Consider the following 14,608-nt stretch of genomic DNA (forward strand, 5'->3'; position numbering starts at 1 on the left):
CAAGTCTGGTGCTGTGCAAACCCCGATGCGATGAACCAGGCGGCACCTGCAATCAAGCGGCGGTTCCGCCCACGCGCCCCAACGCCACCCCGATCGCCTCCAGCAACTGCTCCCCACCGAACGGCTTGCGCAGGAACACCCCGCGCTCGGGAATTTCCGCACACTGCACCTCGGGGTCGGCGGTGATCACGACGACAGCGATGCGGGGGTAGCGGTTGATCGCTTTCTGGCAGAGGTCGATACCGCTGACACTGCCGGCCAGGATGACGTCGGCGACGATGACGTCGATGCTCGGCGCATTTTGCATATGGCTGATCGCGCCCGCGGAGCCCAGCACCCGGATGGTCTGGAAATCTTCCGTGGCGGACAGGTGCAGGTCGATGGATTCCAGCACGAGGTCATCGTCGTCGACGATGAGTACGGTTTTCTTCGTTTCCACAGACTTCCCCCGAAAGCATTCAGCGCCGTCCAGCATATTCCCAGTCCGATGCCAACGGGGGCTGACTCACCTCGATTGGCAGGGGATGGCCGCGCGGACAGCGGATCGCTCAGCCCTTCACATCGGGCACATTGACCGCGCTGCCACCGCCGCGCTTCAGCAACCAGGCCAATACCGGCGGCGTGACCATGGCGGTGAGCAGCGACATCGCCACGATGATCGCGTAGATGCGGTTGTTGAAGACGCCGGCGGCGAAGCCGAGGCTGGCGATCACCACGCCGACTTCGCCGCGCGGCACCATGCCGAAACCGATAATGGTGGCGCTGCGCTTGCCCAGCGACAGCGAGCCGAGCCAGCCGCCGATCAGCTTGGAGACGATCGCGATCGCGGTGACCGCGCCCAGCATCAGCAGCGCGTCGGCGCTGGCCAGCTCGCGCAGGTCGATCTTGCTGCCAGTGACCACGAAGAAGAACGGCGTGAGCAGGGCGAGCAGCGGCATGGTCTGCTGTTCCAGCGTGTGCTGCTGGCGGGTTTCCGAGGCGATCATGCCGGCCAGGAACGCGCCGATGATCGCGGCCAGCCCGAACAGGGTGGACAGGTAAGCCAGCCCCAGGCACAGCGCCAGCACGATCATCAACGGCGAATGCGGACCCAGCGGTTTTTCCAGCCAGCTGGAGTTCCAGCGCATCACCCGCGCGCCGCCGAGGCCGACCACGGCGATGAAACCGATCGCGCCAACCAGCACCAGCAGCAAGTGTGAGAGGTTGAAACCGCCGCCGCCCTGCATCGACACCACCACGCCGAGCAGCAGCATGGCGAGGATGTCGTCGATCACAGCGGCGCCGAGGATCACCTTGCTCTCGATTCGCTGCAAGGCACCCAGTTCCTGCAGCACGCGGGCGGTAATGCCGGCTGAGGTAGCGACGAAGGCGGCGGCGATGAACAGCGATTTGTCCCACTCGAAGCCGCTGCCGTGCGCCCACAGGCTGCCCATGCCGAACGGCACCAGCACGCCCAGCACACCGACCAGAAACGCCACCTTGCCGACTTTCTTCAGATCTTCCAGCCGCGTTTCCAGGCCTACCGCGAACAGCAGCAGCACCACGCCGATTTCGGCCAGCACGTCGAGCGGCGTGCCGGTGGCGATCTGATCGGGGGTGATCCAGCCCAGCAGGGAAGGGCCGACCACGCAGCCGGCGGCGATCTCACCGACCACGCCGGGCAGCTTCAGTCGCTGCGCGATCTCGCCACCGATCTGCGCGGCAACGAACACGATGAACAGGGTGAACAGGATGTCGCTGGCGTGGTGCATGCGGCGCGCGTCCGGACAGTCGGCGGAGCCTGCATGCTACATGCACGTCGGCATGTGGTGGCAGCACCGATCGCGCGTTTGGTTACTCGGTCACGGCAGCGACGGGCAGCGGGCGATCATGGCGCAGCCGGCTGAACACGCGGCTGGCCGCGGCGGTGATCGCCGCCAGCAGCAGTACCGTCCAGCGGAATGCCACCACGTAGTCGTCATGCGCATGACCTTGCAGCATCGCTTCCATCAGAAGCGTGGACAGCGCGATGCCGAAACTCATCGCCAGGTACTGCGCGGTCGAGGCCATCGACGAGGCCATCGAAGCGTGCTGGATGTCCAGATCGTTATAGATCAGCGTGTTCATCGCGGTGTATTGCAGCCCGGAGACACTGCCGTAGAGGAAGGTGAGCAGGGTGATAAACCAGACCGGCGAAGTCGGGCCGAGCAGGGCGAATGCAGCCAGCAGCACCGCCATGATCAGCGTATTGCCGAGCAGCAGACGTCGATAGCCGAAGTGGACCAGTGCCCGGTTGATCATCCATTTCGCGCTGATCGAACCGAGCGCCTGCGGCACCATCATCAGGCCGGCCATCAGTGGCGACCAGCCGCAACCCACCTGCAGGAACAGCACCAGCAGCAGGAACATGCCGGAGATGCCGAGCCGGGTGAACAGGCCGCCAGCCAGCGACACCCATACGCTGCGCACGCGCAGCAGGCTGAGATCCGCCACCGGGTGCGCGGTGCGTCGGCTGTGCCACACATAGATCGTGCCCAGCAGCACGGCGAGCAAACTGCACAGTCCGATCCGCTCCCATGGCACCGGCTTGCTGCCGGCCAGTTCCGACGCGGTGAGCAGCAAGGCCGACGCTGCGGCAAACAGCAGGAAGCCGAACAGATCGAAGCGGTTGGCGCGTTCGAGTCGGTAATCGGGCATGTCGCGTTGGTTCATCCACACGCCGGCGATCGCCACCGGTACATTGATCAGGAAGATCAGTCGCCACGAGGTGAACTGCACCAGCGCGCCGCCCAGCAACGGCCCGAGCACCGAGCCAAGCAGGCCGAACGTGGCAACCGTGCTCATCGCGCGCACGAATTCGCGTTTGGCGATGCTGCGCACCAGCACATAGCGGCCGACCGGCATTAACGAGGCGCCGCCGACACCTTGCAGCACGCGCGCGGCGACCAGTTGCGGTAGCGTCTGCGCGACGCCGCACAGCAGCGAGCCCACGCCGAACACGATGATCGCGACGCCGAACACCCGCCGCGTCCCGAGTCGGTCGCACAGCCAGGGACTGGCCGGGATCAGGATCGCCAGGGTCAGCACGTAGCTGGTCAACGCGGTGCGCATGCCCAGCGGCGTCACCTGCAGTGCCTCGGCCATCGCCGGTACGGCGGTGTTGACCACGGTGGAATCCAGCGCTTGCATGAAGAACGCGGCGGCGACCAGCCACAGCAGACCGCGGAAGCGTTCGCGCGAGGAAAGTTCGGGCAAGTCAGGAGAAACCGGCGCTGACGTGGACGCAGCGGAGGCGGCAGCGTGGAGGTCCGCGGCGGCTTGGGGAGGCATTGGCCGGCATGATACCTGCTGTGACAGCTTGCTTTTCGTGAGCGGGATCTGCAGAGTCAGCCTTGTTTCATCTGCCAGTCATGCCCAGATAGGCATTGCGGCCATTTACGACCACACGCGCCGGGGCGGTTTCGTTCCGGCGCGTGCTTTTGTGCGGCAGGAGCCGCAAATATCAGGAAAAGCCATGAGCAGCAAACCACCGATCACTGTTTCCCGCATCGACCTGGCACGCATCGAAGCGTTGCTGGAGCGCCTGCCCGCCGCCGAAGCCGCGAATCTCGACGCCTTGCGCGCCGAGCTCGATCGCGCCGACGTGGTCGAACCGACGGAGATGCCGGCGCATACGGTGACGATGAACTCCGTCGTTACGTTCGAGGATGAGAGCAACGGCGAGAAACTCACCTTGACCCTGGTCTATCCGGCCGCGGCCGGTGCGCCGGGCACGGTGTCGATCCTGGCGCCGGTGGGCAGTGCCTTGCTCGGGCTGGCCCGTGGCCAGCAGATCGACTGGCCGACCCCGGACGGCCGCAAACGCCGTCTGAAAGTGTTGGAAATCACCTATCAGCCGGAAGCGGCGGGACATCTCCACCGCTGAGTGTTGCGACAGGCGGCCGGAACTCATCGGTATCGCTAAACTGCGGGAGATCCTGAGGAGACCCGCATGACCGAACGTCCGGCCCCTGCCGAAACCGTCGCCCGCGCCGTCGCGCTGCGGGCGCAGATCGAGCAGGCCAACTACCGTTATCACGTACTCGACGACGCGGACATCACCGACGCCGAGTACGACCGCCTGATGCGCGAGCTGGAAGCGCTGGAGGCCGAGCACCCCGCATTGGCCTCGACCGATTCGCCCACGCGCAAGGTTGGCGCGCGGGCGCACGGTGGCTTTGCCGAGGTGAAGCACCAGTTGCCGATGCTGTCGCTGGGCAATGCGTTTGAGCAGGACGGCGAGACGGAGCGCGAACGCTTCCGCGAAGTGGCGGAATTCGAGCGGCGCATCGAGCAGACGCTGGATCGGCGCGAACCCGTATTTTCAGTGGAGCCGAAGCTGGACGGGCTGGCAATAAGCCTGCGTTATGAGCGGGGCGTGTTCGTGCAGGGTGCCACCCGCGGTGACGGCGAGACTGGCGAGGATGTCACTGCAAATCTGCGCACCGTGCGTGCGATCCCGTTGAAGCTGCGCGGCAAGGGCTGGCCCGACGTGCTCGAAGTGCGCGGCGAAGTGATCATGCTGCGCAAGGATTTCGAGGCGTTCAACGAATACGCCCGTACGCACGACGAGAAGCCGCTGGCGAATCCGCGCAACGGCGCGGCCGGTTCGCTGCGTCAGCTCGATCCGGCGATCACTGCGAAACGACGGCTGAGTTTCGTCGCCTATGCGATCGGCGCCGTGGAAGGCGGCGAACTGCCGCCGACACATTCCGCCACCTTGCAGCAACTGCGCGAGTGGGGTTTTCCGGTGTCGCCGGAAGTGGATACGGCGCGCGGTTTCGACGGACTGCTTGCGTACTTCCGCCGTATCGGCGCGAAGCGCGATGCCTTGCCGTACGACATCGACGGCGTGGTCTACAAGCTGGACGACTACGCCGGTCAGCGCGAGATGGGTTTCGTTTCGCGCGCACCGCGCTGGGCGATCGCGCACAAGTTCCCGGCGCAGGAGCAGACCACGCGCCTGCTCGACATCGAGATCCAGATCGGCCGCACCGGTGCGGCGACACCGCGTGCGCGGATGGAGCCGGTGCAGGTCGCTGGCGTGACGGTGACCTACGCCACGCTGCACAACGCCGACCAGATCGCGCGGCTGGACGTGCGCGTGGGCGACACGGTGATCGTGCGTCGTGCTGGCGACGTGATTCCGGAAGTGGTGCGGGTGATCGAGGATCAGCGGCCAGCCGGCACAGTGCCGTGGACGATGCCGACGCATTGCCCGATCTGCGGTTCCGCCTTGATCCGCGAAGAGGGCGCGGCGGCCTGGCGTTGTTCCGGCGGACTGATCTGCGCCGCGCAACGCAAGGAAGCACTGATTCATTTCGCCTCACGTCGGGCGATGGATATCGAGGGTCTGGGCGAGCGCTTCGCCGAAGCGTTGGTTGAGCTGGACATCGTGCACACGCCGGCCGATCTGTATGCGCTTAACGTCGAACGTTTTGTGGCGATGAAGCAGGCGATCGACGAGCGGGATGGCACGACGCCGGAAACGGTGAAGGCCGGCAAAGTGGCGACGAAGTGGGCGGAAAACCTGGTCGACGGCATTGAAGCCAGCAAGCACACCACGCTGGCGCGCTTTCTGTTCGCGCTCGGCATCATGCATATCGGTGAAAGCACCGCGAAGACGCTGGCGGCGTGGCTGGGTCGGCTCGACTTCGTGCGCAGCACGCCGGCGTCGGTGTTGCGCGTATTGCCGGATATCGGCGGTGAAGTGGCCACCTCGATCGCCGGATTCTTTGCGCAGGAAGGCAACCAGCAGGTGGTCGATGCGCTGCTCGCCGCTGGCATTGTTTTCAGCGACGAGGCGGCGCCATCACCGTTGCTGCGCGAACGCCTCAATCTCGGCGTGTTGCTGGACATGGTGAAGGTCAACAAGCTCGGCCCCAAGAGCTGCAAGCTGCTGGCACAACATTTCCCCACGCTCGATCAACTGCTGGCGGGCGGTTCGGCGCACTGGATTACCGCCGGCGTACCGCAGGCTGCGGCGACCGGCCTGGAAAATTTTCTCGCTGACCCGGTGGCATTGGCCAAACTGCGCGAAGCCGAGGCAGCGATGCAGGGTTTGCTCGCGGCGATTCCGACCACGGCGGCGGTGACACAGGCACCACTGGCCGAGCAGACCATTGTGCTCACCGGCACGCTCACTTCGCTCAGCCGTGATGAAGCGAAGGAGCGGCTGGAAGCGCTGGGCGCCAAGGTCTCCGGTTCGGTCTCGAAGAAGACCAGCTTCGTGGTCGCCGGCGAAGCGGCTGGTTCCAAACTCGACAAGGCGCAGGAACTGGGCATAGCGGTGTGGGATGAGGCACAGCTGCTGGCGCTGCTGAAAGAACACGAGGCAGGTTGATGGATACGAATCGGATCGCTCCGCTGCAGCTGCGTGCGCGGCTCTACGCGCTGATTCGGGCGTTCTTCGCCGACCGTCACGTACTGGAAGTGGAGACGCCGATCCTGTCTGCGGCAGGCAACACCGAGCCGAACATCGAGAGCTTCAGCACGACATTCAGCGGTCACGTCGATGCCGGTGCGCGCGAACGCTGGCTACGTACCTCGCCGGAGTTTCCGCTGAAGCGTCTGCTCGCCGCCGGCATTGGCGATTGCTACGAGCTGGGCCGGGTGTTCCGTAATGGCGAAGCCGGTGGTCGGCACAATCCCGAGTTCAGCATGCTGGAGTGGTATCGCGTCGACTGGGATCATCGTCGTTTGATGGGAGAAACCATCGAGCTGGTCGAGGTGGCGCTGGCAATGGTCGGGCGACGCGCCGAGGTGCTGATCGAAAGCTACCGGCAACTGTTCCTGGACGAGCTGGGCATCGATCCGCTGCATGCGCCGATCGACGAACTGCGCGCGCCGCTGGCCGAATACAACATCGATCCGGATGGCTTGGTACGCGATGACTGGCTCGACCTGCTGATCACGCACAAGCTGCAGCCGGCATTCCCGCGCGACCGCATCACGGTGGTCCACGACTATCCGGCCACCCAGTGTGCACTGGCCAGAGTCCGCCCCGGCGAGCCGCCGCTGGCTGAGCGCTTCGAGCTGTACCTCGGATGTTACGAACTGGCCAACGGCTATCACGAGTTGAACGACGCGGCGGAGCAGCGCGGACGTTTCGAACGCGACAACGCCGTGCGTCGTGCGCGCGGTCTGCGCGAAGTCCCGATCGATGAACGTCTGCTCGGTGTGCTCGGCGCGCTACCCGATTGCGCCGGCGTGGCGCTCGGCGTGGAACGGTTATTGATGTGTCTGGCCGGCACTGACGCGATCGCCGACGTGCTCGCGTTCCCGTTCAACCAGGCATGAGGCGATCATGAGCAAGCCATTGCTGGGTGCCATCCACCATGTTGCGCTGATCTGCTCGGACTATCCGCGTTCGCGAGCGTTCTACAGCGAAACACTGGGGTTGCCGATCGTGCATGAGGTCTATCGCGAGGCACGCGATTCCTGGAAATGCGATCTGCTGGTCAGCCCCGGTGTGCAGCTGGAGCTGTTTTCGTTTCCCGATCCACCGCCGCGGCCGTCGCGGCCGGAAGCGCAAGGTCTGCGTCATCTGGCTTTTTCGGTGCCTGATGTGGATGCAGTGGTCGCCGTACTGGGCGAGCGCGGAGTGAGTTGCGAGCCGATCCGGGTCGACGAATACACCGGCAGACGCTTCACTTTTTTTGCTGATCCCGATGATTTGCCGATCGAGCTTTACGAGGCGGTTTGAGCCAGCCTGAACCCCGCCCGTTGCCGGGCGGGGCAGGTGACATCAAGCGTCGTTGCTTTCCAGAAGGTGGCGGTAAATCAGGCCGCCGATCGCGCCGCCGATCAGCGGCACCAGCCAGAAGAACCACAACTGCTCGACCGCCCAGCCACCCTGGAACAGCGCCACGCCGGTCGAGCGCGCCGGGTTCACCGAGGTGTTGGTGACCGGAATGCTGATCAGGTGGATCAGGGTGAGCGTGAGGCCGATCGCGATGCCGGCGAAGCCGGCCGGCGCGCGTTTGTCGGTGGCGCCATGGATCACGATCAGGAAGAACGCGGTCATCACCAGTTCGCACACCAGCGCCGCCGTCATCGAGAAGCCGCCCGGCGAATGCGCGCCGTAGCCGTTCGAGGCGAAGCCGCTGGCGCTGGCGTCGAAGCCGGCCTTGCCGCTGGCGATCACATACAGCACCGCCGCTGCCGCAATGGCGGCGATCACCTGCGCCACGATGTACGGAATCACGTCCTTCGCCGGGAAACGGCCGCCGGCGCAGAGCCCCACAGTCACCGCTGGATTGAAATGGCCACCAGAGATATGCCCGACCGCGTACACCATGGTCAGCACGGTGAGGCCGAAGGCGAGCGCGACGCCCGCGAAACCGATCCCGAGTTCGGGAAAGCCTGCTGCCAGTACGGCACTGCCACAACCACCGATCACCAGCCAGAACGTGCCGAAGAATTCGGCAGCCAAACGTTTGCTCATGCTCATCAGGAAACTCCTTGTCGATTGAATGCAGGCGCGCGCGGATACCACGAGCGCTACTCGTCACAACATGCGAAGACGTTTTCCCCAGAACCCGCTGCGGTTGCCGCAACGCGTGTCGATGGACGTGCGCTGCCACCCCCGACTTCATTCACCCGATATCCCTGCCGGTCACGCGCAGCATAAGCGAAGCCGGAGTCCGCTACGAGTGTGGCGATGCGCTATGTTGCGCAGGTCCTTGCCCGAGCGATCCGTGGAACTGCCGATGATTGATGCCGCCATTTTGCCCCCGTCGAATGCTTCCGCAGCTTCGCGGGCACTTGGCCGCCGCGATCTGCGCACGCTGAGCCTGGCCGCGCTGGGTGGCGCGCTGGAGTTCTACGATTTCGTGGTGTTCGTGTTCTTCGCGATTCCGTTGAGCCAGCTGTTCTTCCCGCATGACACCGCGCCGTGGCTGGCCCAGCTGCAGGTGTACGGCATCTTCGCCGCCGGCTATCTGGCGCGCCCGCTTGGCGGCATCGTGATGGCGCACTACGGCGACAAGCTGGGGCGCAAGAAAATGTTCACGCTCAGCGTGTTCCTGATGGCAGTGCCGACCCTGGGTATCGGCCTGCTGCCGGTGTATGCGCAGATCGGCATGCTGGCGCCGCTGTTGTTGCTGTTGCTGCGGGTGGTGCAGGGCATTGCGGTGGGCGGCGAGGTGCCGGGCGCGTGGGTGTTCGTGGCCGAGCATGTGCCGGCGCAGCGTGTCGGTTTTGCCTGCGCCAGCCTTACCTCGGGCCTTACCGTGGGCATCCTGATCGGCTCGCTGGTGGCGGCGCTGATCAACCGCGAGCTGACCCCGGCAGCGGTGCTCGACTATGGCTGGCGGTTGCCGTTCCTGGCCGGCGGCGTGTTCGGCTTCTTCGCGGTATGGCTGCGCCGCTGGCTCAGCGAGACACCGGTATTCGAAGCGATGCACGCACGCAAGGAGCTGGCCAGCGGCTTGCCGCTGAAACAGGTGTTCGAACGGCATCTGCCGAGCGTGCTGCTGTCGATGCTGGTGACCTGGATGCTCACGGCCGCGATCGTGGTGATGATCCTGATGACGCCGTCACTGGTGCAGTCGGTATTCCACATCGAACCGGCGCGGGCGTTCCTCGGCAACAACGTGGCCTCGTTCGCGCTGGCGCTGGGTTGCCTGTTTTACGGCTGGCTCACCGATCGCATCGGCTATGCGCGTGCGCTGCTGTTCGGTGCGATCGGATTATTGATATGCAGCTATGCGCTGTATCTCGACCTGCAGGCCGGTACGGCACATTTTGTTGTGTTGTATGCGCTGGCCGGTTTCGCGGTCGGTGTAGTTGGCGTGGTGCCGGCGCTGATGGTGGTGGCGTTTCCGCCGGCGGTGCGTTTCTCCGGCCTGTCGTTCTCGTACAACATCGCCTATGCCTTGTTCGGCGGGCTCACGCCGCCGTTGATCGGCATGCTGGTGAAGCGTTATGGCGTGCTGGCGCCGGCCCATTACGTGGCGTTTACGGCGCTGGTGGGTGTGGGCGTGGGGACGTGGTTGCTGGCTGCGAAGCGGAGCGGATAGACATCCATCGCACTTGCGGACAGGAGACGTCTCATTCGTCGTGGGCAAGCTTGATGGCGTCCTCGACGTCTTGTTGCGAATAGGTGCGGCCGGCTTACTCATTGCCTTTCAGCATAGGGAGACTGATTGGTGCTGGCGTGGAGAACTTCGCGTCGGGACGGTACATCGGTGCGTGCACGCTGAACGCTTGCGTCGCCGGCAGCGCGCCGAAAAGCTGCCGGTACAGCAGCACGGATTCCAGCAGCACTAGGTCGGGTCCGGGATGCATGTCATCTGCGTAGAGCCATGACTTTTTCGGAGATGTGGTCAGCCCGCGCTGGAGCCGATCGGATACCGCGACATAGGGCACGGTCACAGTACGCGCCGCTTGGGATTCCTCGTTCACAAGGACGGCGGATACCTCGGGCATAGTCTGGTACGTCCCGAGCAGCAACGGTACGGCCTTGGCATTGCGCGCAATACGGACCAATGCCATGGTGGAACCCTTGGCATCACGACACTTCGACGGCACGAAGCCGCAAAGGAAATCGCCGCCGCGTTCCTGCAACACCACGAAGTCATAGTGCCGTTGGGCGAGTGCGCGCGCGACGGAGCCGTCGCCGAAGTGCTCCGTCAGTGTCGCGCCGCCCTTCACGATCATGTCCGCCTGCAGCGACCGACCGTTCGCCGCAGCCAGCGCGCTGAGCGCAGCCGGCAGGTTGTTGACATAGGTCAGGCTGTTGCCCACGAACAGTACCTGCGTGGTAGGTCGCCGACTGCAGCCGATTTGCAAGAAGGCTAATACGGCAAGGGCCAGCACGAACAGACGCAGCACGTGACGCCCCGTCAAAATTCCAGCTCCTGTGCTGCGCACAGGTAATCGACTAGCGGTGCTGCACGTTTGAACGTCGCCAACGTCCATGGCAACAATTCGGTGGAGCAGGCCAGTGCTTCGTCGAAGTTTTCGCCGACCGCGAAATCCTTGCGCTTCAGGTCATCGATCAGCTCGTGCGCGGCATCGAAGCCACGTGGCGGCCGGCTCAGCGATTCGCCCCAGAACGTGAGGTGTTCGCGGAACGGCTTGCTTTGCGTGGCCTTCTTCCAGGTAGCCGGGTTGTCGACGATGAAATCGCGGATGCGCTTCAGCGCGTCCGGTTCCGGATGCCACATGCCGCCGCCGGCGAAGCAGTCGCCGGGCTGGATATGCATGTAGAACGACGGCGCGGGAATCTCGTGCCGTCGTTCGTGAAAGAAGCGCGATCCCTGCCACGGCTTGTACGGCAGCTTGTTGTTGGAAAAGCGCGTGTCGCGAAAGATGCGAAACAGCGAGCCGCCGTTCTTGCGCGGGTCGGCGCGGTAATGCGGGCTGATCTTTGCCAGTGGCGCCTGCAGGTCGGTGATCAGTTCGAGAAATGGCTCGCGCACGTGGCGCTCGTAGTCGTCCTTGTGTGCAGCAAACCAGTCACGACTGTTGTTCTTGTCGAGGGCGCGCAGGAAACGGAAGGTGGCGGGAGTGAAGTAGCTCTTGGACATGGTGATCGGCGGGTTTGATGGAGTGGTTCAGTCGATGCTGGCGGCGAGCTGTTCGCCCCAGGCCTGCAATTGGTCAAGCAGGGGCAGCCTGTCCTGCGCGGCCGGATCGTTGCGTAGTTCGCCGAGCCGGGCGAAGTAGTCGTCGAGAGTGAGACCGGTCAAGGCCGTGTGCCGGGTCAGTCGCGCCTGACGGAAGTGCTCCCAGCGCGTGCGTTCGTCGGCGTCCAGCGTCTGCGGCCAGTTGCGCGCACGGTAGCGGAACAGCAGCTCCGGATAACGCGTGTCGCGGAATGGAAACGCGCGTTCGCCCAGTTGTGCCGGCGGTGTGGCGCGCACCTGGGCGAGCAGGCGCTTGTCGGCGTCGGGCAGGAAGCCGCCGCCGTACAGCGCCAGCTCGGGGTCTTCCGGTGGCGGCAGTTCGGCCGACCGTTGGAATACCCGCCGCAGTTTTTCGGCCAGCCCGTCGACGGCACGCAGTACGTCGCGATGCGCCATACAACGATCGAGGTCGAGTTGCAGGCGCTGTTGATCCACGCCTTGCAGTACCGACAGAGGAGCCAATGCCGGCGCGTGGTTCGCGCGAACGGTACGCAGCGGGATACGTTCGATGCCTTCCGGCAGGTCGGCGCGGGCGGTGAAGATGCGGTCGGCAATCTCGTCCTCGTCCAGCGCCAGCCATTCGGCCGGGTCGGTCGCCAGGTCGTACACGATCACTTCGCCGGCGCGGCTGGGATGCGGCGCCAGCGGCGCGATCACGGCGAGGCAATGGCGGCTGGCCGGATAGCGTGACGAGACGTGAACCAGCGGCGTCATGTTCACCACATCGAGCAGTTCGAACACCTTCTGCTTGCGGCGCAGGCCGTAGTACCAGTCCCACAACCGTGGCTGGCGCACACGGATCAGTCGGGCCAGGTCGATCAGCGCGTAGACGTCGGACAGCGCATCGTGGGCGCGCTCCTGCTTGAGCTGGTTGGCGCGGGCCAGATGTTCCAGCTTGAAGCTCGGTGTGCCGTCCTCGCGGGTCGGCCAGACGATGCCTTCCGGGCGCAGCGCCTGGCACAGGCGCACCAGGTCGATCAGGTCCCAGCGCGAATTGCCGTTCTCCCACTCGCGGCCGTACGGCTCGTAGAAGTTGCGGTACAGCATCTGCCGGGTGAATTCGTCATCGAAGCGCAACGAGTTGTAGCCGACACCGCAGGTGCTCGGCGTTGCCAGCTGCTCGTGCACGCGGGCGGCGAAATCAGCCTCGTTGACGCCTTCGCGCTCGGCCAGCTGGGGCGTGATGCCGGTGATCATGCAGGCATCCGGATGCGGCGGCATCTCCAGCGACGGTTTGCCGTAGAACATCACGGGTTCACCGACGACCTCCAGCTCCAGGGTGGTGCGGATGCCGGCGAACTGCAGCGGCCGGTCGCGCCGCGGGTCGGCGCCGGAGGTCTCGTAGTCGTGCCAGAAGAAAGTCTGCATGGGCTGAATCATCGCATGCGGGTAACGCTGATAAACTCCCGCCACAAGGAGAGCTCATGAGCCAAGCCCACGAAGACAACCTGATCTGGATCGATCTGGAGATGACCGGCCTCGACACCGACAACGACTCGATTCTCGAGATCGCAACGGTAGTCACCGACAAGAATCTGAATGTACTGGCCGACGGCCCGGTATTCGCGATACGTCACGAGATCGACCGGCTGGAGTCGATGGACAGCTGGAATACCAACCAGCACCACAAGTCGGGTCTGTGGCGGCAGGTGCTGATCTCGGAAACCGATCATGCGATGGCCGAGCAGGCGACGGTGGATTTCCTGCGCGCGTGGGTGCCACCGGGCAAATCGCCGATGTGCGGCAATTCGATCTGCCAGGACCGTCGCTTCATGCATCGGCAGATGCCGCGGCTGGAACGCTATTTCCATTACCGCAACCTGGACGTGTCCACGCTCAAGGAGCTGGCACGGCGCTGGGCACCTGAGATCGCCAAGAGTGTCGGCAAGGAATCGGCGCATACGGCTTTGTCGGACATTCGCGACTCCATCGCCGAGCTGCGCCATTACCGCCGTTTCATGGGCGAGCTGGGCGGCAAGGTCGAGGCCTGAGTGCGCCACCGGTTGCCGGCCCCAGCAAGGTAATCACCAGTGAGGTAATCAGCATGTCGAACGATCTGTTTGCAACGGTACTGGATTGTGCCGGGCGTCCGTTGCGGCTGGATCGTGCGCGGGTAGTCGGCATCCTCAATGTCACGCCTGACTCGTTCTCCGACGGAGGTGCGCATGCCAGCGTGGAAGCCGCCGTGGCGCATGGTTTGCGCATGGTGGAGGAGGGTGCCGACATGCTCGATGTCGGCGGCGAATCCACCCGGCCCGGCGCGGCTGAGGTATCCGTCGAGGAAGAACTGCGCCGCGTCCTGCCGGTGATCGAGCAGTTGATCGCACGCACCACGCTGCCGATCGCGATCGACACTTCCAAGCCCGAAGTGATGCGCGCCGCAGTGGCGGCTGGCGCCGGCATGGTGAACGACGTCTATGCCTTGCGCCGCGACGGTGCGATGGATGCGGTCGCCGAACTGGGCGTACCGGTGTGCCTGATGCACATGCAGGGCGAGCCGCGCAGCATGCAGGCCGAGCCGCATTACGCCGACGTGGTCGGCGAAGTACATCGTTTTTTGACCGACCGGCTGTTCGCCTGCGAACTTGCCGGGATCGACCGGCGCAAGGTGCTGGTCGACGTCGGTTTCGGTTTCGGCAAGACGCTGGAACACAACCTGGCGCTGCTGTGCGCACTGGAGCGCTTCAGCAATCTGGGCAGCGGCGTGTATGCCGGACTGTCGCGCAAGTCGATGATCGGCACGCTGACTGGCCGAATCGAACCGGCCGACCGTGCGGCGGGTTCCGTCGCCGCCGCGCTGATCGCCGTCCAGCGCGGGGCGCGCATGGTACGTGTGCATGACGTGCCCGCCACGGTCGATGCGCTAGCCGTTTGGCAGGCCGTGCACGCGGCCGACGTGGTGCCGCGGCGCGATGACAAAAAGGCTGCGATGCCACGCTGGCCCGACGACGATTGAG

At 64.7% G+C, this 14,608-nt stretch carries 14 protein-coding genes; 7 read left to right on the forward strand and 7 right to left on the reverse strand.

Annotation, left to right across the window (positions count from 1 at the left end):
* Positions 1-52 precede the first annotated feature (52 nt).
* The 3 genes from IE071_RS05470 to IE071_RS05480 all read right to left on the reverse strand — a co-directional run bounded on the left by IE071_RS05470 (position 53) and on the right by IE071_RS05480 (position 3,309).
* Positions 53-439: a response regulator gene (locus tag IE071_RS05470; RefSeq protein WP_189440095.1), complete on the reverse strand. Its 387-nt coding sequence runs from the start codon at positions 437-439 to the stop codon at positions 53-55.
* A 109-nt stretch (positions 440-548) separates the two neighbouring features.
* Positions 549-1,751, reverse strand: coding sequence for a cation:proton antiporter (locus tag IE071_RS05475; RefSeq protein WP_189440096.1), 1,203 nt, complete (start codon positions 1,749-1,751; stop codon positions 549-551).
* Positions 1,752-1,833: 82 nt separating this feature from the next.
* On the reverse strand, positions 1,834-3,309 hold the full coding sequence (locus tag IE071_RS05480) for an MFS transporter (protein WP_189440097.1): 1,476 nt from the start codon (positions 3,307-3,309) through the stop codon (positions 1,834-1,836).
* Positions 3,310-3,493: 184 nt separating this feature from the next.
* Here IE071_RS05480 and rnk point away from each other — a divergent pair, with 184 nt between their 5' ends.
* The 4 genes from rnk (at position 3,494) to gloA2 (ending at position 7,723) form a co-directional block, all read left to right on the forward strand.
* The gene (gene rnk, locus IE071_RS05485; protein ID WP_189440098.1) at positions 3,494-3,904 is read left to right on the forward strand and encodes a nucleoside diphosphate kinase regulator; all 411 of its coding nucleotides are present in this window, start codon (positions 3,494-3,496) and stop codon (positions 3,902-3,904) included.
* A gap of 66 nt (positions 3,905-3,970) precedes the next feature.
* Positions 3,971-6,361 (forward strand): NAD-dependent DNA ligase LigA, encoded by a 2,391-nt coding sequence (gene ligA, locus IE071_RS05490; RefSeq protein ID WP_189440099.1) that lies wholly within the window; start codon positions 3,971-3,973, stop codon positions 6,359-6,361.
* Positions 6,361-7,317, forward strand: coding sequence for an EF-P lysine aminoacylase EpmA (gene epmA, locus IE071_RS05495; protein ID WP_189440100.1), 957 nt, complete (start codon positions 6,361-6,363; stop codon positions 7,315-7,317). The genes ligA and epmA overlap by 1 nt, the downstream gene beginning before the upstream one ends.
* Before the next feature lie 7 nt (positions 7,318-7,324).
* On the forward strand, positions 7,325-7,723 hold the full coding sequence (gloA2, locus tag IE071_RS05500) for an SMU1112c/YaeR family gloxylase I-like metalloprotein (protein WP_189440101.1): 399 nt from the start codon (positions 7,325-7,327) through the stop codon (positions 7,721-7,723).
* Between the two features lie 42 nt (positions 7,724-7,765).
* Here the strand turns inward: gloA2 and aqpZ are convergent, their stop codons facing one another.
* Positions 7,766-8,470 (reverse strand): aquaporin Z, encoded by a 705-nt coding sequence (gene aqpZ / locus IE071_RS05505; protein WP_229792764.1) that lies wholly within the window; start codon positions 8,468-8,470, stop codon positions 7,766-7,768.
* 259 nt (positions 8,471-8,729) lie between these two features.
* Between aqpZ and IE071_RS05510 the strand changes: the two genes are divergently transcribed.
* Entirely contained in the window at positions 8,730-10,040 is a 1,311-nt protein-coding gene (locus IE071_RS05510) for an MFS transporter (protein WP_189440102.1), read from the forward strand.
* Positions 10,041-10,134: 94 nt separating this feature from the next.
* Here IE071_RS05510 and IE071_RS05515 read toward each other — a convergent pair whose 3' ends face one another.
* The 3 genes from IE071_RS05515 to sbcB are packed head-to-tail and all read right to left on the reverse strand — an operon-like array spanning position 10,135 to position 13,019.
* The gene (locus tag IE071_RS05515; RefSeq protein WP_189440103.1) at positions 10,135-10,854 is read right to left on the reverse strand and encodes an SGNH/GDSL hydrolase family protein; all 720 of its coding nucleotides are present in this window, start codon (positions 10,852-10,854) and stop codon (positions 10,135-10,137) included.
* A gap of 11 nt (positions 10,855-10,865) precedes the next feature.
* Positions 10,866-11,552: a DUF2461 domain-containing protein gene (locus tag IE071_RS05520; RefSeq protein WP_189440104.1), complete on the reverse strand. Its 687-nt coding sequence runs from the start codon at positions 11,550-11,552 to the stop codon at positions 10,866-10,868.
* A gap of 27 nt (positions 11,553-11,579) precedes the next feature.
* The gene (gene sbcB, locus IE071_RS05525; RefSeq protein ID WP_189440105.1) at positions 11,580-13,019 is read right to left on the reverse strand and encodes an exodeoxyribonuclease I; all 1,440 of its coding nucleotides are present in this window, start codon (positions 13,017-13,019) and stop codon (positions 11,580-11,582) included.
* Positions 13,020-13,075: 56 nt separating this feature from the next.
* Here sbcB and orn point away from each other — a divergent pair, with 56 nt between their 5' ends.
* Positions 13,076-13,642, forward strand: coding sequence for an oligoribonuclease (gene orn, locus IE071_RS05530; protein WP_189440106.1), 567 nt, complete (start codon positions 13,076-13,078; stop codon positions 13,640-13,642).
* Positions 13,643-13,695: 53 nt separating this feature from the next.
* A complete protein-coding gene (gene folP / locus IE071_RS05535) occupies positions 13,696-14,607 on the forward strand; it encodes a dihydropteroate synthase (protein WP_189440107.1) in 912 nt (303 codons plus the stop codon).
* Position 14,608: the final 1 nt, after the last annotated feature.

Source organism: Rhodanobacter panaciterrae, assembly GCF_014651895.1.
Classification (GTDB): Bacteria; Pseudomonadota; Gammaproteobacteria; order Xanthomonadales; family Rhodanobacteraceae; genus Rhodanobacter; species Rhodanobacter panaciterrae.

Coding starts and splice junctions, on each gene's coding strand:
- sbcB (WP_189440105.1), bottom strand. CDS start 13,019: ATGCAGACTTTCTTCTGGCACGACTACGAGACCTCCGGCGCCGACCCG.
- folP (WP_189440107.1), top strand. CDS start 13,696: ATGTCGAACGATCTGTTTGCAACGGTACTGGATTGTGCCGGGCGTCCG.
- aqpZ (WP_229792764.1), bottom strand. CDS start 8,470: ATGAGCATGAGCAAACGTTTGGCTGCCGAATTCTTCGGCACGTTCTGG.
- ligA (WP_189440099.1), top strand. CDS start 3,971: ATGACCGAACGTCCGGCCCCTGCCGAAACCGTCGCCCGCGCCGTCGCG.
- rnk (WP_189440098.1), top strand. CDS start 3,494: ATGAGCAGCAAACCACCGATCACTGTTTCCCGCATCGACCTGGCACGC.
- orn (WP_189440106.1), top strand. CDS start 13,076: ATGAGCCAAGCCCACGAAGACAACCTGATCTGGATCGATCTGGAGATG.
- IE071_RS05475 (WP_189440096.1), bottom strand. CDS start 1,751: ATGCACCACGCCAGCGACATCCTGTTCACCCTGTTCATCGTGTTCGTT.
- epmA (WP_189440100.1), top strand. CDS start 6,361: ATGGATACGAATCGGATCGCTCCGCTGCAGCTGCGTGCGCGGCTCTAC.
- IE071_RS05480 (WP_189440097.1), bottom strand. CDS start 3,309: ATGCCTCCCCAAGCCGCCGCGGACCTCCACGCTGCCGCCTCCGCTGCG.
- IE071_RS05520 (WP_189440104.1), bottom strand. CDS start 11,552: ATGTCCAAGAGCTACTTCACTCCCGCCACCTTCCGTTTCCTGCGCGCC.
- IE071_RS05510 (WP_189440102.1), top strand. CDS start 8,730: ATGATTGATGCCGCCATTTTGCCCCCGTCGAATGCTTCCGCAGCTTCG.
- gloA2 (WP_189440101.1), top strand. CDS start 7,325: ATGAGCAAGCCATTGCTGGGTGCCATCCACCATGTTGCGCTGATCTGC.